We start from the raw sequence: 19099 nt of genomic DNA on the forward strand, positions 1-19099 counted from the left end.
CAGTCGGAACGGAACCGGGGTCGGCGACGGGCTCAGTCGTCCTCTTCGTGCCGGAGGGCGACGCCCAGGGCGAGCAGCGCTGCGACCCATTCGCCGATGAAGATGCCCCAGCGGTCGGACTGCGAGCGATCGTCCTTCTTCATGCGCGACACGATCCAGCTCAGAAAGACCAGGCCGAGCGAGACGACGGCGGCCAGATAGGCGTGCTCGCTTCTGATGCCCCATCCGTTCAGCATCTTGATCGGGTTGTTGCTCGCGAGCTGGATCTCTTTGCGCTTGCTCATGGCTTCTCCTCATCGCACCGTTGATGAAAGTCGCGGCGCCGGAGCGCGCCGCCGGATGCCAGGAGCCTACGTCGCGACGGATTCATCGGACAGGCCCTTGACGGAGACGGCACCGCACCTTGTCGGTCGTGACCTGTCCGTCGTCGGCGTCGGTCGTCAGCGCTACGCTGATGCGTTTCGGATGCCGCCGAAACGGCCTTGCCTGACAGGCATCCGGCGGCGCTCCGCATAGGGTTTCCGTGTGCGGAGACCGGAGAAGCGTCGCGACGTGGACTATACGTCGCTCGAGGCGTTGGAAGGCGACGCTCTCGACCCTCGCACGGCAACGGGTCCGTACACCGTGACGCTGGGCGATCCGAACCTCACGCCTGGCAACATCTCCGAGCCGGTGTGGACGCGCTGGCGCGACGAGGTGGCCGCCGTCGGCGGCGTCTCGCCACTCCTGCACTTCCTCGACACCCCGCGCACGCGCATCGAGCTGAGCTCCACGCATCCCGGCGGCCTCCCGCAGTTCATCACCGGGGACCGCACGCTGCTGTCGAGCCTCATCCGCGACGACATAGCGCTGCGCACGGCGAAGGCCGCGGCCGGTGCCATCACGGCCAAGGGCATCGAGCTGCGCGCCGTGCGCGGCATCGACGCCGTGCACCTCGGCATCGGCCTCGCCCGCTGGCACGACGGCATGGAGGAGTACAACGCCCCCGTGCTGCTGCGGCCGGTGGCGATACGACGCTACGGCCGCGACTTCGAGCTCAAGCTGCGCGGCAAGACGTTCCTCAATCCGCAGCTGAAGCGCGCGCTGCGCGAGCAGTTCAGCATCGAGCTCGACGCCGACGCGTTCGTGGCGCTCGCCGAGACGAACGGCGTGTTCAAGCCGCAGCCCGTCATCGACCGCCTGCGCTCCCTGACCAGTCACGTCGCGTCGTTCACCGTTCAGCCGCGGCTCGTGGTGTCCTCCTTCGCCGACGTCGCGCACAGCATGACGGAAGACCTCGGCGACTTCGAGCACGACGTGCTGCTGGCACTATCGGGTAATCCGGCGGCGAAGGACAGGGTCGAGAGCTCGTTCTCCCCGGCCGAGGTGGTGCCGCAGGACAACCGCCCGCCGTCGATCGACACGCTCCTGCTGGATGCCGACCCCGAGCAGGAGAGCGTCGTCGCCCAGGTGGCCAGCGGCAACTCCATCGTCGTGAAGACCCTGCCGGGCACGGGTGCGACGCAGACCATCGTGAATGCGATCGGCGCGCTCGTCTCCCGCAACCGCCGCGTGCTCGTGGTCGGTCCGCGCCGCTCCAGCCTGGATGCCATCGCGCACCGCCTCGATCAGGTCGGCCTCAGCGGCGTCGCGGCCGCCACGCGTTCCGTGCGGCGCGATCTGATCCGGTCGATCACGCGCAACGAGAAGACCGTCAAGCCGAACGTCGACGAGGTGGACGACGCCCTCGTGCGCCTGCGGCGAGTGCTGCTGGACTACCGGGGCGCGCTCACGTCGCCGGATCCGTCGTTCGGGGTGAGCGTGCTCGACGCGCTCGGCGAGCTCGCGAGGCTCGCCCTGCTCCCGTCTCCGCCGCGCACGAAGGCCAGGCTCGACCGGGCATCCATCGAACGTCTCGCGAAGGACCGCACTGAGGCAGCGTCGATCCTGCGCAAGGCGGCATCCCTCGGCGAGTTCCGCTACGGGCCCAACGACTCGCCGTGGTACGGCGCGGACTTCCACTCGACGGCCGAGGCGACGGCAGCGCACGCGCTGGCGAAGCGCCTGAGCAGCATCGAGGTGCCTCGCCTCATCGACCGCTCGACCACGCTCATCGAGGGCACCAGGCTGCGTCCGTTCGAGAACATCGCCGAGCTCGGCATCTACCTGCGTCTGCTCGCCGACCTGCGCGAGACCCTCGACCGCTTCCTCCCGTCGGTCTTCGACCGGCCGCTCGACGAGCTCATCACCGCGACGTCCAACCGTCGCGACACGCCCTCGATGTCGGGCGCGACCAGGCGGCGGCTGCGCAAGCACGCGCTCGAGTACGTGCGGCCGGGCGGACACGTCGCCGACCTCAACGAGGCGCTGCGGCGCATCCAGTCGCAGCGCAAGCTGTGGAACCGGTTCGCGGATGCCGGGGCACCGCCGCGTGTTCCGGTGGGCGTCGCCGATGTGCAGGTCGCGTACCAGAAGGTCGCCGAAGACCTGATGAGCCTCGACGTGCCGCTCGGCAGGGCCCGCACGCAGGACTCCCTCACGATGATGCCGCTCAACGAGCTCACCCAGATGCTGGGCGGTCTCGCCGTGGAATCCGAGGTGCTGGTCAACCTGCAGGAGCGCACGGCTCTGCTGTCCAGACTGCGTGAGCTGCGGCTCGACCCGCTGCTGTCCGACCTGTCGGCCAGGCACGTGACGAGCGAGAACGTTGCCGCCGAGCTCGAGCTGGCGTGGTGGCAGTCGGTGCTCGAGACCCTGCTCTCCGACGACAAGGCGCTGCTGGGCGCGAACACCAGGGTGCTCGACCGCCTCGAGGCGGACTTCCGGCTCGTCGATCAGGCGCACGCGTCGGCAACGGGCCAGCTGCTCGCCGCTCAGCTCGCCGTGCAGTGGAAGATCGCGCTCGCCGACAATCCCGAGCAGGCCGACGCCTTGCGCCGCATGCTGAAGAACGGCTCGGTCACGCCGGCCACGCTGGCCGAGCGCGCGCCGCAGCTCGGTCGCGTGCTGGCACCGGTGTGGCTCGCCTCGCCGTACGACGTGGCATCCCTGCCGCCGTCGATGGCGTTCGACACCGTCGTGCTGGTGGATGCCGGCGCCTGCACCCTGGCCGAGAACATCGGTGCGCTCCGGCGCGGCCGGCAGGTCGTCGCGTTCGGCGACCCCGTGACCCAGACTCCGTCACCGTTCCACATCGCCGTGACGGATGCGTCTCAGCCCGGCTCCGCAGACGACCACCACGACGTGGATGCCTGGCACGCCTCGTCTGCACTCGCCCGCCTCGCCGACCTGCTGCCCGTCTACACGCTCACCCGGAGCTACCGCTCCGTGGGCGACGACCTCGCCGAGCTCGTCAACCGGCGCTTCTACGGCGGTCAGATCGAGTCGCTGCCCTGGGCGGGAAGCTATCTCGGGCACGCCAGCCTGACGCTGAGCTACGTTCGGGGCGGCCACGGCATGCCCGACGGCGACACGGGCACGGTCGAGAGCGTTGATGCCGAGGTGAACCGCGTCGTCGAGCTCGTGCTCGACCACGCCGTGAACCGGCCTCGTGAGTCGCTCATGGTCGTCACGGCGAGCCCGAAGCACGCGGTGCGGGTGCAGCATGCCGTGCTCACGGCATCCACGAAGCGGCAGGAGCTGGCGGACTTCATCCTCGGCGACCGGCCGGAGCCGTTCACGGTCGTCACGCTCGAGGAGGCGGTCGCGCAGAGCCGAGACCGCGTCATCTTCTCGATCGGCTACGGCCGAACCCCGCACGGACGGCTGCTGTCGTCGTTCGGCGCGCTCGGCGAGCCCGGAGGGGAGCGGATGCTCGCGGTCGGCCTGACCAGAGCCCGCCGCGCCATGGACATCGTCTCGTGCTTCCGACCGGAAGACATCGACTCCTCGCGCATGCGGCACGGCATCGTCGCGCTCGCCCAGGTGCTCGAGGAGGCGGCCGAGATCGAGGCGTCGAGCGACGACGTGCCCGACGACTCCGAGCCGTTGCTGATCGATCTGGCCTACCGGCTCGAGAAGCTCGGCATGAACGTGCAGCTCGGACATCGCGGAGCGTTGCCGCTGGCCGCGTCGTACCGCGGAAAGGCCGTCGTGGTCGAGACCGACCGCGTGCTCGGCCGAGCCAGCCTGCGTGAGTCGCTGCGGCTGAGGCCAGAGGTGCTCCGCAGGCTGGGCTGGCACTACGTGCGGGTGCACAGCTTCGAGCTGTTCGCCGACCCGGAGGCCGTCGCCGAGCGCATCGGCAAGCTGCTGGGCGCCATCGAGCCCGACGCGTCGTAGTAGCGCGATGCGCCCACCGCGATGCGCCTACCCTTGAGGCGTGGCTGAGCGCAGAGCGGGACGACGCGTGACGAGACCCGGCGCGCCGGGTGCCGACCCGACCCCGCAGAAGGGCGCGGGAGCGGACGCCGCGACGCGCGCATCCGAAGACACCGATCGCGCGTGGGGCGACGGCGTCGACTCGAACGACGACCGGCTGCGCCGCGACCTGCCGCCGCACTGGGGATCGGGAACCTCGCGCGGCTGACGCTGGGTGCTACTCGGTCGGGCCGTCCGCGTGCCGTCCGCCGGCGCCCTCGGGCTTCGGCGTGGTGAGGGTGGCGTCGGCCTGCGCCGCGAGCAGGTCGCGGATCTGAGTGAGCAGCTCGACATCCGCGGGGAGCTGGTTCGCCTCGGGCTCCTCGCTCACGGCCCTGCGCGCCTCGGCGAGCTTGCGGAAGTGGTTCATCGGCACGACGAACACGAAGTACACCACGACGGCGACTGCGAGGAATTGGATGACGGCGCCGATGATCGCGCCGAACATCAGCTTCGACTCACCGCCGCCGATCGTGGGAATGGGCACGACGAGCGCCTTGTCGAGCATCCCCGCCTGGAAGATGGCGCTGATCAACGGATTGATCAGGTTCACCACGATGGCGTTGACCACGGCCGTGAACGCTGCACCGATCACGACAGCGACGGCGAGGTCGATGACGTTGCCGCGCATGATGAACTCTCTGAAGCCCTTGATCATGCTGAACCCCCCACTGAGTGGCCGGCGTGCACGGCCCGGGCGGCCGGCATCGGATCGCCGGACGGCTTGACGCCGTCAGGTAGATGGTACGGAGGGTTCGGCCGATCAGGCCGCAGAACCGGCGGTACTGGCCGAGTCGGTCGATGCCGCCTTCTTCTCCGTGCTCTTCTTCTCGGTGCTCGCCGGCTTGGAGTCGGAGCCGTTGGAGGCATCCTTCTTGGCGGCGGGCGACGACGACGAGGTGCCGGCGCGGGAGTCGGTGCGGTAGAAGCCGGAGCCCTTGAACGTGACGCCGACAGAGCCGAACACCTTGCGCAGCTCTCCGCCGCACTCGGGGCACGTGGTGAGGGCGTCATCGCTGAAGGACTGGTGGATGTCGAACGCGTGCCCGCATTCGGAGCACTTGTATGAGTAGGTGGGCATGGTCTCTCTCGCGAAGATCTGAGGTGGCGCGGTGTGCCGCGGCGACGGATGCTCGCGAGGCGACGAGCACGCCGGCCAGGGTCAGCGGAAACGGATGATGCGGGTCGGGGTCACAGCACCGTTCACCGGTTCGTCGTGTCGTTCCCGAGGCACCTGGTCGAGCACCTCGCCGTCGAACACCACGGCATACACCGGGGGACATTTTTCCATGCTTCCCAGAGTTTTGTCGAAGTACCCCTTGCCCCAGCCCATGCGCATGCCGCTCTCGTCGACGGCGGCCGCCGGAACGATGATGAGATCGACGTCGTTGATGGCGATCGGCCCGAGCAGCTCGCCCACCGCCTCTGGCCAGCCGTGGATGCCGAGCGTCTCCGATTCGCCGTCGTCGACGGTCCAGTCGAGCAGGCCGTCGGCGCGGCTGATCGGAAGCAGAACGCGCACGTGCTCGGCGAACGCCCAGTTCAGGAATGGCCTCGTATCGGGCTCGTTCGAGCCGGACAGGTAGCACGACAGCGAGCCTGCGTCGTACTCCTCGACGAGCTTCTGCAGGTTCGCCGTGAAGCCGGCCGTCGCCTTCTCGCGTTCCGTCGCCGTGAAGTTCTGCCGGCGTTCGCGGAGGTCGGCGCGGAGCGCGCGTTTGGCGCTGCTCGGGTCGGAGGCCATACCAGGCATCCTAGAGCGCGTGCTTGTGGCGAAGGGGGCGCCGGCGATTGTCGGTGACGCCTGGCCAGCAGATAGCCTGAGCACCATGGCGATCACCAAAGCTGTCATCCCCGCTGCCGGTCTCGGCACGCGTTTTCTGCCGGCGACGAAGGCGATGCCCAAGGAGATGCTGCCGGTCGTGGACAAGCCGGCCATCCAGTACGTGGTGGAAGAGGCCGTCGAGGCCGGGCTCGACGATGTGCTGCTCATCACGGGCAGGAACAAGTCGGCTCTGGAGAACCACTTCGACCGCGCGACCGAGATCGAGTCGACGCTGCAGGCGAAGGGCGACACCGAGAAGCTGCGTCGGGTGATGTACTCCACCGACCTGGCCGACGTGCACTATGTGCGCCAGGGCGACCCTAAGGGGCTGGGCCACGCCGTGCTGCGTGCCGAGAAGCACGTGGGGAGGCAGGCGTTCGCCGTGCTTCTGGGCGACGACATCATCGACAGCCGTGACGTGCTGCTCACGCGCATGATCGAGGTCGCGGAGAAGCGCGGAGCGACGGTCGTCGCGCTGCTCGAGGTGGACCCTTCACAGATCCACCTCTACGGCGCCGCCGCGGTGGATGCCACCGACGAAGACGACGTGGTCAGAGTGCGCGGGCTGGTCGAGAAGCCCGCGGCGGAGGATGCGCCGTCCAACCTCGCCATCATCGGTCGCTACGTGCTGCAGCCCGAGGTGTTCGACGTGCTGGAGCACACCGAGCCCGGCAAGGGCGGCGAGATCCAGCTGACGGATGCGCTGCAGGAGCTGGCGGCGGAGCCCGACGGCCCAGGCGTGTACGGCGTGGTCTTCCGCGGCCGGCGCTACGACACCGGCGACCGTCTCGACTACCTGAAGTCGATCGTTCAGCTGGCCGTCGACCGCGAAGACCTCGGACCGCAGCTGCGACCGTGGCTGCGCGAGTTCGCGTCCGGTCTTTCCGACGAGCCTGCCGACGGCGAGACCATCGATGAGCCCGGCGTCGGGGACGACGCGCACGGCGCCTGAGAACCGGACGGGTCGTCGTGTACGTGCCCAGCCTCAGCGACGGTGCTGTGAGCATCCGTCCGATCCGGTTGCGTGATTCGCGGCCGCTGGAGAAGGAGCTGCTCGAGAACCGCGGATGGCTGCGGCAATGGGAGGCCACGAGCCCGCACGCGCCTGCCGTGTTCGACACGAGGGCGAGCATCCGCTCCCTGCAGGCGTCGTCGAGGGCTGGCCACGGGCTGCCGTTCGTCATGGAGTACGACGGCGAGCTGGCCGGGCAGCTGAACGTGTCGTCGATCACGTACGGCTCTCTCGCCTCCGCGACCATCGGCTACTGGGTCGCGAAGCGCTTCGCAGGCAAGGGCGTCACCCCGACGAGCGTCGCGCTGGCGACGGACTACTGCTTCTTCCAGCTCGGGCTGCACCGCATGGAGATCTGCATCCGGCCGGAGAACGCGCCGTCGCTGCGGGTCGTGCAGAAGCTCGGCTTCAGGTACGAGGGGCTGCGTCGCAGGTACATCCACATCAACGGCGACTGGCGCGACCACTTCTGCTTCGCGCTCGTCGTCGAGGAGATCCCGCAGGGTGTGCTGCGCAGGTGGAAGTCGGGTGCCGTGCCGCCGGATGCCGCCACGGTGCCGGACGCCGACATCGAGGCGGCGGCGCATCCGCTCGTCTCGCGCGGCGGCTGAGTGCGTCGACCACCGGAGGGCCGACGGAACGGCCCTTCGGAACCCCCCAATCCGCGGCGCGTTCGCGGACACACGGAGAGGCCGACCAGGCGGGTGGGTCCGGTCCGCCTACCGTAGTGGCATGGCGGGGGATCGCACGACCGGGGCGTCCCGGATGAACGGGGGAGCCCGATGAACGGGGGCACGCTGAGCGGCGGCGTCGTCATCGCGCTCGCGGCGACACTCTGGCTCGCCTACCTCCTCCCGACCTGGCTGCGCAGACGCGACTACCTGAACGCCGAACGCAACGCCGTGCGGCTGCAGCAGACTCTGCGCATCCTCGCCGAGACGGCAGAGGCGCCAGAGGAGGTGCGCGTCGAGGCGACCGCGCGCGAGGTGGCGAGGCAGCAGAAGATCCTCAGGAAGGTGCGGGCGAAGGCGGATGCCGCTGCGCGCGCACACCTGGCGTCCGAGGAGCGTGCCGCTGCCCGGCTGGCGGCGAAGGCGAATGCCCAGAGCGACGACATCGCGGCGCCGCAGACCAGCTCGGCCGCGCAGGAACCGCCGCGGACGACTCGCACGGAGCCTTCCGCAGCGGAGCCCACTTCGTTGCGCACCACGAAAGTCTCCGCCGCCGCGCAGTCCGCCCCGCGCTCCGCCGCTGCGCCGTCCCGTGCCGAGCGCGAGCGCACGTTCGCGCATGCCGTGCGCCGCACGCGCCTGGCGACGACCGGAGCGCTGCTGGCGTCCCTGGTCGGCATCGGGTTCGGCGCCTACTCGCTCATCGCCGTCGCGTCCTGGGGACTGCTGGCGGCCTCCGTCGCCCTGCTCGTCTGCGCCGTCGCCGTGCTGCGTCGCCTGAGTCAGCAGGTCGCCGCGCACCGCACGGCCAGGGAGAGCCGGCTGAACGTGGTGCGCCAGGACCCGGAGCTGTACGACCATGCCCTGCACGTCGAGCTGGAGGCGCCGCAGGAGGACCTCGAGCAACACGACACCTCATGGGCACCGCAGCCGCTGCCCAAGCCCATGTACCAGTCGCCAGGGTCGCGCGCCGCGACCGCGATGGCCTCACTGGATGCCGCCGTCGCGCTCCGCAGGGCAGCGGCACGGGCCGAGCTGGAGGAGCGGGCTGCACGGCTCGTTGCCGCCGACGTGCCGTCCATCGCGTCCTCCATCGCGCCGCGAGAGCCCCAGGTCGCGCAGCCGGCCGCCGCCGCCGGCGGGCCCGGCGGAGGCGAGGTCGGGGGACAAGCATCCGAGGCTCGCCCCGAAGGGCAGCAGACAGCACGCGTGAGCCGGTATGCCCGCATGGGTGTGCTCGACCATGTGCAAGCCGAGCACATCGATCTCGACGAGGCGTTGCGCCGCCGTCGCGTCGCGGGCTGACCTCCGCTGAAGGCAAGACGTCTGGCGGGTGCGTCCCGACATCAGACGCAAGCGGTTCACGTCGTGACTCGACGGTGCGCGCCCTGACTGCTCGCCGAGCCCCTCGACCGGGCTCGCCGATTCCGACCCGCGGCGTCTGGCGTGCTAAAGTTTCAGACGCACTTGGGGCTATGGCGCAGTTGGTAGCGCGTCTCGTTCGCAATGAGAAGGTCCGGGGTTCGAATCCCCGTAGCTCCACCACCAGGTGTCACCGAGACCCTGTCCCACCGGTTGTGGGGCAGGGTTTCCTCGTTTCAGCGACGGGCTTCAGCGCCGCTACGCGGTCTCGTCGGCCGCGCGACGCGCCTCCTCGAGGTACGCGTACGCGGTGACTCGCGAGATGCCGAGCCGAACGGCGATGGTCTCGACCGACTTGCGCATCTGGGTCGCACCGCGGGCATCCAGGCGTTGCAGCACCGCGATCTTCTCGTCCCGCGACATCTGGGCGACCGGCCTGCCGACCTCGCGGATGGCCTCGGTGATCATGGTGTCCATGACCGACACGAGGTCCCGGCCGAAGTACTCATCCGGCTGGACCGCGGACTCCGCCTGCTGCTCGGGCAGGAGGGCGTCGAGCAGGAACTTGGCCTGCTGCACCGCGCTCAGGTCGACGTTGATGCACAGCGCAGCGATGATGCGGCCGGAGGCGTTGCGGTAGTAGGTGCTCGAGCAGCGCAGTTCGCGGCCGTCACTCGTGAAGCCGCGGTAGCCGTACGCGTCGTGGTCTCCGTGCGGGTCCTTCTGCACCTCGAGGCCGATGCTCGTCGAGGGACCGCCCACCTCACGGCCCGTGACGTGACCGTTCTCGATCGCCATGATCGTGTGCCCGAGGTCGACATCCGTCCCGTCGAGGTTGTGCAGCACCACCTCGCACGAGGGGCCGCCTGCCGCCGCGATCGCCTTCATCGCCCGCCCGAAGGTGGCGAGCACCTCTGCCGCGCTCTCGAATGTGCTGGATGTGGCCATGACGCCCTCCCGTCCGGGCACCAGCATAGATCGCTCGAACGAAAAGTATGCTTGCTAGACATTGTGTTCAATCACAGCTATCGTGACCTCCGGCTCACATCGGGCTTGGAGTAAGGAGGCTCTCATGTCCCAGGCGCGCAGCGGCGGCGGTCTCTCGCTGAAGCAGAGACGGATGATCGCGGGCGGCTCAATCGGCACGCTGATGGAGTACTACGACTACTACCTGTACGGGTTGGCGTCGGCCGCCGTGTTCCCCACGGTGTTCTTTCCGCAGGACGACAAGGTGGTCGCCCAGCTCGCATCCTTCGCCACGTTCGCCGTCGGGTTCTTCCTGCGGCCCGTCGGCGGGATCGTCTTCGGCTACATCGGCGACCGGATGGGCCGCAAGACGACCCTGATGATCACCGTCATCGGCATGGGGCTCGCCACGGCGGCCATCGGCCTGATCCCGCCGGAGAAGTCCATCGGGCTCGCGGCGCCGATTCTGCTGCTGTTCTTCCGCATGTGCCAGGGCTTCTTCGTGGGCGGCGAGATGGGCGGCGCGGCGACCATGGTGGTCGAGCACGCGCCGGCCGGCAAGCACGGCCTCTACGGCGCCTTCCTCATCACGGGAGCAGGCGTGGCCAACGTGGTCTCCGCCGGCCTCATGGCCGGACTCGGCCTCGGACCATCATCGTGGTTCATGACCTGGGGATGGCGCATCCCGTTCCTGCTCGCACTCGTGCTGGCCGTCATCGCCATCCTGCTGCGCCGCAAGCTCGAGGAGTCGGCGGACTTCGTCGAGACCAGGGCCGTTCAGACGCAGGCAGGCGTGAAGAACCGGCCGCTCATCGAGACGTTCCGTCACCCCAAGAACGCGATCCTGGGCATCCTGATCGGTCTGCCGCAGTCCATCGCGGGCTACGTCGTGCTCACGTTCGGCATCGCCTACCTGGTGAACTCGAAGAACATCCCGGCGTGGGAGGGGTTCGCGGGAACCGTGATCGTCGGCGTGCTGCAGGTCTTCGTCGCCCCGGCGTACGGCGCACTCTCGGACCGCATCGGGCGGCGAACCGTATACATCGGCGGATGCGTGGCCTTCGCGCTCCTCGTCTGGCCCGCGTTCCTGCTGTTCGGGACGGGCAACCTGCTGCTGATCTGGCTCGGCATGGTGATGGGATTCGTGATCCCCGGTGTGGCCATGCAGGGCACGCTGCAGACCATGCTGGTGGAGATGTTCGACCCCGAGGCGCGCACGACGGGCGTGAACATCGGCTACCAGATCTCCAACACGCTGGGCGGTGGTCTGGCGCCGTTCATCTGCACCGCACTCTTTGCGGCGGCGAGCAGGCAGATCTGGCCGGTCGTGGTCTACTCGGCCGTGATCTGCGCGATCGGCGCCATCGCCACGGCGTCCGCGTCGATCAGCACGAACGGTGAGCGACTGCACAAGCTGGCCGGCGTGCAGGATGCCGCCGCCGCGACCACGGGAACCACGGCGAACGTTCCCGCGAACTGACGACGAGGACGGGGCCGGGGAGCGCCCCGACCCCGCCCTCGCGTCGCGCTACTTGAGGATGCCGGCCAGCGCGGGCAACTGCTGCGGGTCTTCGAGCGCGGAGCCCACAGCGACCACGCGAACACCAGCAGACAGGAAGGAGGGCGAGGTGGAGGCATCCATGCCACCGGTGGCGACGAACGTCGCACGCGGGAACGGTCCGCGCATCGCGCCGAACCACGCGGTTCCGAGCAAGGAAGCCGGGAACGCCTTGAGCCACGTGAGCCCTTCCTTCATGGCGAGCTGCACCTCAGTGGCCGTCGACACGCCGGGCAGCGACGGCATGCCCGCCTCGTGCGAGGCACGCACGATCTCGGCGTCGAAGCCGGGGCTGACCGTGAAGTCGGCGCCCGCATCCTTGGCCTGGCGCACGTGCTCCGGCGTGACGACCGTGCCTGCTCCGACCCTCAGTCCGCGGGACCTCGCCGCCTCGGCCACGACGCGCAGCGCCTCGACGTCCGTCGGCGTCTGCACCGGCACCTCGACGACCTCGATGCCGAGATCCCAGGCGGTGGTGGCGACGCTGAGGCTCCTCTCCACGCCCATGCCGCGCAGGATGGCCATGAGCGGCACGTCGCTGAAGAGGTCGCCGAAGGCGGAGTTGTCGGTCATGGTGAGCACCGGCCTTTCATCGTGGGGTTTCGAGGACGAAGTCGCTGGGGGAGAGAAGCACCAGGTGGGCCCGCTCGTGGCCGGCGAGCAGGCGTGCGGCCGAGTCGGCGCCGTTCAGCAACGCCGTGAGGTAGCCCGCCGCGAACGCGTCGCCCGCGCCCACCGGTTCCACCACCTCCGTGGGGATCGCAGGAACGAACGTGACTCGGTCGTCTCCGTCGGCGCGCCTCTCGAACTCGGTCGCGCCGACGGCGCCGTCCTTGACGACCAGGCGGTGCGGCTCGGGAAGCAGCATGCGCACGTCGGCCGGTGTCAGGCATCCCCACAGCGACTCGGCCTCGTCGAGCCCGACGAAGACCAGGTCGGCTCGCTGGGCGATGGCCAGCAGAGCCGGTGCGGCGGGATCCTTCTTCCACAGCGGCGCACGGTGGTTGACGTCGAAGCTCAGCACGGCGGCGCTGGCCGACACGCGATCGACGATGGAGTCGATGAGCTCGGCACAGCTGGGCGAGAGCGCCGGCGTGATGCCGGAGATGTGCACGGCCTCCGCCTGCTCCAGCGGCACGCGCTCCACCGACGAGGCGGCCATGCACGACGCGGCGGAGCCGCTGCGGTAGTAGAGCACGCCGTTGCCGGGATCCTTGAAGTACACCCCCGTGGGCGCCTGCGGGTCGACGGTGACCCATCCCACGTCGACGCCGCGCCGTTCGACCTCGTGCCGCACCCGACGCCCGAGCACGTCGTCGCCGACGGCGCTGACCCACGCGCTGCTCAGCCCGAGGGCGGCGGCATGCGTGGCCACGTTCGACTCGGCCCCGCCGATGTGCAGCAGCAAGTCCTCCGCCGTGGCGAGCGACTCGCCGTGCGCCGGAGTGATCATGACCATCGTCTCGCCCACCGTCACCAGGCGCGGCACGGAGGCCGTGCCGACCTGCTGCGTTGTGGAACCCATGCCATCAGTGTGATGCCGCGCTGCGTGTGCTGCAACGTGTGTTGTAGCATTTGCACATCGGCATCCACCTCTCGTAGACCGCGCTCAGCCACTTTGCGGGGAATCATGCCGACGGAAGGACACCGGTGACCCAGTTCGACTCCTCAGCACGGCTCGACGTCGAGCCGCTCACGGCGCGCGACAAGGGCATCCCCGAGCGCGCCATCGGGATGACGGTGCCCGACTTCCTCGCCACCGGGCCGGAACTGTCGGAGTTCTGGACGCCGCTCCTCGTGCTGGATGACGCGGCGATCGGGCACAACCTCGCGACCATGGCCGAGTGGACCACCTCGCGCGGGCTCGAGCTCATGCCGCACGGCAAGACGACGATGGCGCCCGCGCTGTGGCAGCGGCAGCTGGATGCCGGATGCACCGGCATCACGCTGGCCACCATGGGGCAGGTGCGCACGGCGCGCAGCTTCGGCACGAGCTCGATCATGCTCGCGAACTCCGCAGTGGACCCGCGATCGCTGCGCTACCTCGCCGGCGAGCTCGCCGACCCGGGATTCCGCTTCACGTGCTGGGCGGATTCGGCGCAGACGATCGACGCGATGGAAGCAGCGCTGAGCGGGGTCGAGCTGCCGCGGCCGGTCGACGTGTGCGTCGAGCTGGGCGCAGCGGGTGGACGCACCGGCGCGCGCACGGTGGCCGAAGCGCGGCACGTGGCCGAGCGCGTCGCATCCTCGCCCGTGCTCAGGCTTGCCGGCGTCGCCGGATACGAGGGCAGCCTCGCGCACGACCGTTCCGAGGCGGGACTCCGCGCGGTGCGCGACTACCTCGAGCGGCAGATCGAGCTGCACCGGGCCATCGATCCGCTGTACGACGACGGGGACGTCATCGTCACGGCAGGGGGAAGCGCGTATTTCGATGTCGTCGCCGAGGTCTATGCGGCGGCGGGAGCGGGCGTGGGGGCCGCGCCACGGCATGGCGACGGTCGCACGCGGTTCGTGCTGCGCTCGGGTGCCTACATCGTGCACGACGACGGGTTATACCGTCGCATCTCGCCGCTCGACGAGGCCGGCGACGCGGCAGGACCGCGGCTGCTGCCCGCCATGCGTGGCATCGCGCGCGTCGTCTCGCGCCCGGAACCTGGCCTCGCCTTGATCGACGGCGGCAAACGGGACTTCCCGTTCGACGAGGGGCTGCCGATTCCGCGCGCCGGGGCGCGTGAGCTCGGGCAGACGTGGTCCGCTCTTCCCGAGTCGTCGATCTCGGCGATGAACGACCAGCACAGCTATCTGCGGTGGCCGGAGGACGGCGCGAGCGACGCCGTAGCGGATGCCGCGCCCGTCGGCTCCGTCGTGCAGCTCGGCCTGTCGCATCCGTGCACCGCCTTCGACAAGTGGCGCGTGATCCCCGTGGTGGACTCCTGGGAATCGGCACGCGTGATCGACCTGGTGCGGACGTACTTCTGATGACGAACCCCGGACTCGACGAGGCGAGGAGCCGGTCCGGCCGCCTCGTGCTGCGCGGCGGCACGGTCGTCGACGCAGACGGACAGCGCCGAGCGGATGTCGCCGTCGCGGACGACAGGATCGTCGCCGTCGGCGAGGTGGAGGCCGAGCCCGGCGACCGCGTCATCGACTGCGGCGCACGGCTCGTGCTTCCCGGGTTCGTCGACGCCCACTCGCATGCCGACGGGCTGATGCGCGACGACGGCGTGCAGCGTGCGCTGCTGCGCCAGGGCGTCACCACAGTGATCGCAGGGCAGGACGGCGTCTCGTATGCGCCGGGCGACGGCGGGTACGCCACCGAGTACTTCGCGGCGATCAACGGGCCGTATGCGCCGTTCGGAGGTGGCGGAGTCGCGGACTACCTGGCGAGCGTCGACGGCGCATCCAGGCTGAACGCCGCCTACCTCATCCCAGCAGGCACGGTTCGCAACACGGTGTGTGGCCGTTCCCGCGCTGACGCCGACGACGAGCAGCTGAGCGCGATGGTCGCGCTCGTGGCGAGCGGGATGCGAGAGGGCGCGGTGGGACTCTCCACCGGGCTCGACTACGTTCCCGGTGCGTTCCAGTCGACGGGGGAGATCGCCGCGATCTGCGAGCCGGTCGCCACGGCAGGCGGCGTGTACGTGAGCCACATGCGCGGAGGCTACGAGTCGAACGCGGCCGCCGGCATCCAGGAGATGGCGAGCATCGCCGGACTCGTGCGCGAGCGCACCGGGGTGCAGCTGCCCGTGCACGTCTCGCATTTCCACGCCGACGCCGACATCGTGCTCGGCCAGCTCGATGTGCTGGAGCGAACGGGCGTCGACGTGACGTTCGACGCGTATCCGTACATCAGGGCGTGCACGCTTCTCGGTATGCCTCTGCTGCCGCCCGAGCTCACGGTGCGGCCCGTCGCCGATGTCGTGCGCGTGCTCCAGAACGCGGACGAGCGCGACCGGCTGCGTCGCGAATGGTTCCCGCTCGTGACGCAGAACCCCAGCCTCGGGCCGCAGTGGCCGGCCATGATCACGCTGGCCCACGTCGATGCCCCCGCCTTCGCGTGGGCGCACGGCTCCACCATCGAGGATGCCGCGGAAACGGCGGGCGTCGATCCGATCGACTTCGCGCTCGACATGCTGGCGGCATCCGGGCTGCGCGTCAACGCCGTGATGGCTGTGCGCAACGCACGCCCGGTGAGCGAGCTCGCCCGCATCTTCTCCCACCCCGCGCATGTGGCCGGCTCGGACGGCATCTTCATCGGCGCCCACCCGCATCCGCGCGGCAGGGGGACCTTCGCCAGGTATCTGCGCGAGTACGTGCGCGAGACCGGAACGTGGTCGTGGCCTGATGCCGTCCGCCACCTCTCCAGCACGTCGGTGGAGCGGTTCGGGCTCGGCGACCGCGGTAGGGTCGCCGGCGGCGCCGTCGCGGATCTCGTCGTCGTCGACCCGGATGCCGTCGCCGACACCGCGACCTACGAGCAGCCGCTTGGGGAGGCGACCGGCATCGACGACGTCATCATCGGAGGGGTGCAGGTGCTCGCGGGCGGCGAACTCGTGGATGCGCTCCCCGGCTGCGGGCTGCGGCGCACCGCCCGGCCGGCTCATGAGGAACGGGGGTGACGGGGTGTCTCAGAGTGTGAAGCGCGCCGCGCGCATCCTCGACTCCATCGCCGAGCAGCCGAAGTCGGTCGCGCAGCTGGCCGAGGATTTCGGCATCCACCGCAGCACCATGTTCCGGGAGCTGCAGACGCTGGAGGAGGTCGGCTTCGCGCGCAGAAGGAAGGACGGCACGTATGCGCCGGCCTTCCGCCTCGCCGTGCTGGGCGCCGCGTCGCTGGAAAGCCTCGACCTTCGCGAGGCGGCGTACTCGGCGGTGCGCAGGCTGCACAGGGCCGTGGGAAGCACCGTGCACGTTGCGGCCCTCGTCGACGACGAGATCGTGTACGTGGACAAGGTGGAGGATGCCGGACGGGTGCGCCTGTACTCCCGCGTCGGGTCACCGGTGCGGCCGCAGTGCAGCGCTCTGGGCAAGGCGATTCTCGCAGCGCTGCCCGAGACCAGACGCGACGACGTGCTCAGGCACGTCGACTGGCGTCGCTACACCGATCGGACCATCACCGACCGCACTGCATTGGACGCCGAGTTGCAGACCGTGGCGCAACGCTGCTGGGCGGCCGACGACGGCGAGTTCGAAGACGTCGTCAACTGCGTGGCGGTGCCCATCACGAGCTCTGCCGGCGTCGTCGGAGCGCTGTCTCTGACCGCACTGCGCGTCGTGCACGACCTCGACGAGCTCAAGACCCGACTGCCGCTGCTGCAGGAGACCGCCCAGCGCATCTCGCGGGAACTCGGGTAGCGGCGCCACCGGCCACGATCGACGATCGCCGCCGGCGACCGACTCCGGCAACCACAACCACCGACGACCACACAGACCACAACGACCGACGGACGATCACCGACCATCGATCGACCGACCACCGAGGAAGGGAAGAACCCACCATGACCAAGTCCGCCATCCACACGTCCAGCGCACCGCAGTCCGCCGGACCGTACAGCCAGGGGATCGTCGCCAACGGATTCTTCTACACGGCAGGCTTCGGCCCGCAGGATCCGGCCACGGGTACCGTGCCCGACGGCGTCGCCGGGCAGACGCGGCAGGTGCTGAGGAACATCGGTGCCGTGCTCGCGGAGCGCGGGCTGACGCTCGATGACTGCGTGAAGACGACGGTGCACCTCGCCGATCTCGCGGACTTCGCCGAGTTCAACGCGGCGTACCAGGAGTTCTTCAGCGCGCCGTATCCCGTGCGCACGACGGTGGGGTCGCAGCTGGCGGGCATCCTCGTCGAGATCGACGTGGTTGCCGCCCTGCCCACCGAGTAAGCGCAGCCCGAGGATCAGCACACCGAGCGCACTCGCGGGCCCAGCGATGGCGCAGCAGCGGACCGGTGGACCATCGTCAGCCGGTCCGCTGCCGGGTTGGCGGACATCCCTTCGCCGGTCAAGGCCTGCCGCGAAGTGACCGGCTGCGCGTAGCGTTCCGTTATCGGCCGAACACATGGCGCCCGACCACGGGAGCCGAGTCGGGTGGCGTGCGGCGACGAATCGACGGGGGATGCAGCGTGAGCGAACGGCAGGTCGGACTCGCGGACGGACGTCAGGTGGGCATCACCGCCGTCGGCGCACCTGCTTCGGCCCGCTGGGTGCTGTTCTGCCATCCCGCGCCAGGATGCGGCGGCTTCGACCCCGACCCGCTCGTGACCCAGAAGTGCGACCTCGGCTTCATCTCGCTCGACCGGCCGGGGTACGGCGCTTCCGACCCCTGGCTCGTTCCGCCGCAGCCGTCGCCGCAACGGTGGGTGCTCGACGTGCAGGCGTTCCTCGCCCGCAGCCGCACCGACGCCGAGTCCATCGGCCACCACGCCTATCACGACCTCGCCGTCCTGGGCTGGCGGGAAGGGTGCATCTTCGCGGCCGCCTTGGCGTCCGCGCTGGCCGATCAGGTGTCGTCCGTCGTCTTCGTGGAGCCGATGACGCTTCGCCATGCGGCGAAGTCGCTGGCCGAGCGCGACGTGTGGGATCCCGCACGACTCATGCCGGGCATCCGCAGCGGTGGCGCGAGCTCGATCGCCGGGCTGCGGTCACGCATCGAGAGGATGCTCGACAGAGCCCGCGAGCAGGGCGACGCCGGTCTCGATGCCGACCGTGCCGCCGTCAAGCAGCAGGTGCTCGACGAGAGCCTGGAATCGCTGCGGGCTCGCACGCTCATCGTCACGAGGAACACGAAGGCCATGAAGCGTTCGGCGCACCGTTACGCGAAACTGGTGCCGGATGCCAGGGTCGCGGTCACGGATGCGCCGGTGCCGATCGCCGCGCACTGGTCCCGCATCGTCGAGCACCTCGAACGGTCAGGCCGCTAGCGTCGGCCCGCACGTCTCGGCTGCGTCGCGGTGAAGGCCTATCGGCCGCCCGACGCCCTCGGATCGTCGGTGCCGCTATCACGCGCCGCGCGCTGCTCCGCGGTGCCTCCCGTGCCGTCGTCGACGTTCCCACCGTACTCGGCGGGCAGGCGTCCCTGCTCGGTCAGCGCCGAGCGCCTGCGCCTGCGCACGATGGCGATCAGGATCAGCAGCACACCCACGCCGGTGAGCACAGCCGAGCCGATCGTGAGCGACGACTCCCAGGCCACGTTGCTGCCCGTCGTGTCCTTGCCCGGTGTGCCGAAGCCGAACAGGAACATCGCGATCACGCCGATGACCGTCAGAACGATGCCGATCACGAGCAACGCGATGCCGCGCGTCGGCTTGGTCATGCCGGACTCCGTCATGTTCCGCCTTTCGCCCAGAGATGCCTCTCGCCCAGAGATGCTGC

Annotated in this window: 19 protein-coding genes and 1 tRNA gene; 12 read left to right on the forward strand and 8 right to left on the reverse strand. The window is 69.7% G+C overall.

The features are described from left to right. Positions 1-32: 32 nt before the first annotated feature. Positions 33-284: a hypothetical protein gene (locus tag VHB92_RS07395; protein WP_325452943.1), complete on the reverse strand. Its 252-nt coding sequence runs from the start codon at positions 282-284 to the stop codon at positions 33-35. A gap of 268 nt (positions 285-552) precedes the next feature. Between VHB92_RS07395 and VHB92_RS07400 the strand changes: the two genes are divergently transcribed. After that, a complete protein-coding gene (locus VHB92_RS07400; RefSeq protein WP_325452944.1) occupies positions 553-4260 on the forward strand; it encodes an AAA family ATPase in 3708 nt (1235 codons plus the stop codon). A 40-nt stretch (positions 4261-4300) separates the two neighbouring features. Beyond that, the gene (locus tag VHB92_RS07405) at positions 4301-4507 is read left to right on the forward strand and encodes a hypothetical protein (RefSeq protein ID WP_325452946.1); all 207 of its coding nucleotides are present in this window, start codon (positions 4301-4303) and stop codon (positions 4505-4507) included. 9 nt (positions 4508-4516) lie between these two features. Here VHB92_RS07405 and mscL read toward each other — a convergent pair whose 3' ends face one another. The 3 genes from mscL to VHB92_RS07420 form a co-directional block, all read right to left on the reverse strand. Beyond that, positions 4517-4996, reverse strand: coding sequence for a large conductance mechanosensitive channel protein MscL (gene mscL / locus VHB92_RS07410; protein ID WP_325452948.1), 480 nt, complete (start codon positions 4994-4996; stop codon positions 4517-4519). 105 nt (positions 4997-5101) lie between these two features. Next, entirely contained in the window at positions 5102-5419 is a 318-nt protein-coding gene (locus VHB92_RS07415; RefSeq protein WP_325452950.1) for an FmdB family zinc ribbon protein, read from the reverse strand. An 81-nt stretch (positions 5420-5500) separates the two neighbouring features. Beyond that, entirely contained in the window at positions 5501-6082 is a 582-nt protein-coding gene (locus VHB92_RS07420) for a 5-formyltetrahydrofolate cyclo-ligase (protein ID WP_325452952.1), read from the reverse strand. A gap of 85 nt (positions 6083-6167) precedes the next feature. Here VHB92_RS07420 and galU point away from each other — a divergent pair, with 85 nt between their 5' ends. From galU to VHB92_RS07440, 4 genes are all read left to right on the forward strand, one after another. Continuing rightward, a complete protein-coding gene (gene galU / locus VHB92_RS07425) occupies positions 6168-7115 on the forward strand; it encodes a UTP--glucose-1-phosphate uridylyltransferase GalU (RefSeq protein ID WP_325452955.1) in 948 nt (315 codons plus the stop codon). 47 nt (positions 7116-7162) lie between these two features. Then, positions 7163-7786, forward strand: coding sequence for a GNAT family protein (locus tag VHB92_RS07430; RefSeq protein WP_325452958.1), 624 nt, complete (start codon positions 7163-7165; stop codon positions 7784-7786). A gap of 171 nt (positions 7787-7957) precedes the next feature. Next, positions 7958-9151, forward strand: a complete 1194-nt coding sequence (locus VHB92_RS07435; protein WP_325452960.1) for a hypothetical protein — start codon at positions 7958-7960, stop codon at positions 9149-9151. 164 nt (positions 9152-9315) lie between these two features. Continuing rightward, positions 9316-9391 (forward strand) — tRNA-Ala (locus tag VHB92_RS07440). A gap of 75 nt (positions 9392-9466) precedes the next feature. Here VHB92_RS07440 and VHB92_RS07445 read toward each other — a convergent pair. Next, on the reverse strand, positions 9467-10156 hold the full coding sequence (locus tag VHB92_RS07445) for a helix-turn-helix transcriptional regulator (protein ID WP_325452962.1): 690 nt from the start codon (positions 10154-10156) through the stop codon (positions 9467-9469). A gap of 124 nt (positions 10157-10280) precedes the next feature. Between VHB92_RS07445 and VHB92_RS07450 the strand changes: the two genes are divergently transcribed. Next, a complete protein-coding gene (locus VHB92_RS07450) occupies positions 10281-11654 on the forward strand; it encodes an MFS transporter (RefSeq protein WP_325452964.1) in 1374 nt (457 codons plus the stop codon). Positions 11655-11702: 48 nt separating this feature from the next. Here VHB92_RS07450 and VHB92_RS07455 read toward each other — a convergent pair whose 3' ends face one another. Both VHB92_RS07455 and VHB92_RS07460 read right to left on the reverse strand, forming a co-directional pair. Further along, positions 11703-12305 carry a bifunctional 4-hydroxy-2-oxoglutarate aldolase/2-dehydro-3-deoxy-phosphogluconate aldolase gene (locus VHB92_RS07455; RefSeq protein ID WP_325452966.1) on the reverse strand — a complete coding sequence of 201 codons (603 nt, stop codon included), beginning with the start codon at positions 12303-12305 and terminating at the stop codon, positions 11703-11705. A 16-nt stretch (positions 12306-12321) separates the two neighbouring features. Beyond that, on the reverse strand, positions 12322-13257 hold the full coding sequence (locus tag VHB92_RS07460) for a sugar kinase (protein ID WP_325452968.1): 936 nt from the start codon (positions 13255-13257) through the stop codon (positions 12322-12324). A gap of 125 nt (positions 13258-13382) precedes the next feature. On the opposite strand from VHB92_RS07460, the gene VHB92_RS07465 reads away from it, so the two are divergent. From VHB92_RS07465 to VHB92_RS07485, 5 genes are all read left to right on the forward strand, one after another. Beyond that, positions 13383-14711, forward strand: a complete 1329-nt coding sequence (locus VHB92_RS07465) for an alanine racemase (protein WP_325452970.1) — start codon at positions 13383-13385, stop codon at positions 14709-14711. Then, positions 14711-16351 (forward strand): N-acyl-D-amino-acid deacylase family protein, encoded by a 1641-nt coding sequence (locus VHB92_RS07470; protein WP_325452972.1) that lies wholly within the window; start codon positions 14711-14713, stop codon positions 16349-16351. Before VHB92_RS07465 ends, VHB92_RS07470 begins: the two co-directional genes overlap by 1 nt. 4 nt (positions 16352-16355) lie before the next feature. Next, positions 16356-17087: an IclR family transcriptional regulator gene (locus tag VHB92_RS07475; RefSeq protein ID WP_325452974.1), complete on the forward strand. Its 732-nt coding sequence runs from the start codon at positions 16356-16358 to the stop codon at positions 17085-17087. A 143-nt stretch (positions 17088-17230) separates the two neighbouring features. Then, positions 17231-17611 carry a Rid family detoxifying hydrolase gene (locus VHB92_RS07480; protein ID WP_325452976.1) on the forward strand — a complete coding sequence of 127 codons (381 nt, stop codon included), beginning with the start codon at positions 17231-17233 and terminating at the stop codon, positions 17609-17611. A gap of 239 nt (positions 17612-17850) precedes the next feature. Continuing rightward, on the forward strand, positions 17851-18648 hold the full coding sequence (locus VHB92_RS07485; protein WP_325452977.1) for a hypothetical protein: 798 nt from the start codon (positions 17851-17853) through the stop codon (positions 18646-18648). Between the two features lie 38 nt (positions 18649-18686). Here the strand turns inward: VHB92_RS07485 and VHB92_RS07490 are convergent, their stop codons facing one another. Beyond that, positions 18687-19040, reverse strand: coding sequence for a hypothetical protein (locus VHB92_RS07490; RefSeq protein ID WP_325452978.1), 354 nt, complete (start codon positions 19038-19040; stop codon positions 18687-18689). Positions 19041-19099 lie beyond the last annotated feature (59 nt).

The sequence above is a fragment of the Humibacter sp. genome, assembly GCF_035547335.1.
Lineage (GTDB): Bacteria > Actinomycetota > Actinomycetes > Actinomycetales > Microbacteriaceae > Humibacter.

Coding starts and splice junctions, on each gene's coding strand:
- VHB92_RS07480 (WP_325452976.1), top strand. CDS start 17,231: ATGACCAAGTCCGCCATCCACACGTCCAGCGCACCGCAGTCCGCCGGA.
- VHB92_RS07460 (WP_325452968.1), bottom strand. CDS start 13,257: ATGGGTTCCACAACGCAGCAGGTCGGCACGGCCTCCGTGCCGCGCCTG.
- VHB92_RS07435 (WP_325452960.1), top strand. CDS start 7,958: ATGAACGGGGGCACGCTGAGCGGCGGCGTCGTCATCGCGCTCGCGGCG.
- VHB92_RS07395 (WP_325452943.1), bottom strand. CDS start 284: ATGAGCAAGCGCAAAGAGATCCAGCTCGCGAGCAACAACCCGATCAAG.
- VHB92_RS07445 (WP_325452962.1), bottom strand. CDS start 10,156: ATGGCCACATCCAGCACATTCGAGAGCGCGGCAGAGGTGCTCGCCACC.
- VHB92_RS07490 (WP_325452978.1), bottom strand. CDS start 19,040: ATGACCAAGCCGACGCGCGGCATCGCGTTGCTCGTGATCGGCATCGTT.
- VHB92_RS07420 (WP_325452952.1), bottom strand. CDS start 6,082: ATGGCCTCCGACCCGAGCAGCGCCAAACGCGCGCTCCGCGCCGACCTC.
- galU (WP_325452955.1), top strand. CDS start 6,168: ATGGCGATCACCAAAGCTGTCATCCCCGCTGCCGGTCTCGGCACGCGT.
- VHB92_RS07415 (WP_325452950.1), bottom strand. CDS start 5,419: ATGCCCACCTACTCATACAAGTGCTCCGAATGCGGGCACGCGTTCGAC.
- mscL (WP_325452948.1), bottom strand. CDS start 4,996: ATGATCAAGGGCTTCAGAGAGTTCATCATGCGCGGCAACGTCATCGAC.
- VHB92_RS07470 (WP_325452972.1), top strand. CDS start 14,711: ATGACGAACCCCGGACTCGACGAGGCGAGGAGCCGGTCCGGCCGCCTC.
- VHB92_RS07455 (WP_325452966.1), bottom strand. CDS start 12,305: ATGACCGACAACTCCGCCTTCGGCGACCTCTTCAGCGACGTGCCGCTC.
- VHB92_RS07450 (WP_325452964.1), top strand. CDS start 10,281: ATGTCCCAGGCGCGCAGCGGCGGCGGTCTCTCGCTGAAGCAGAGACGG.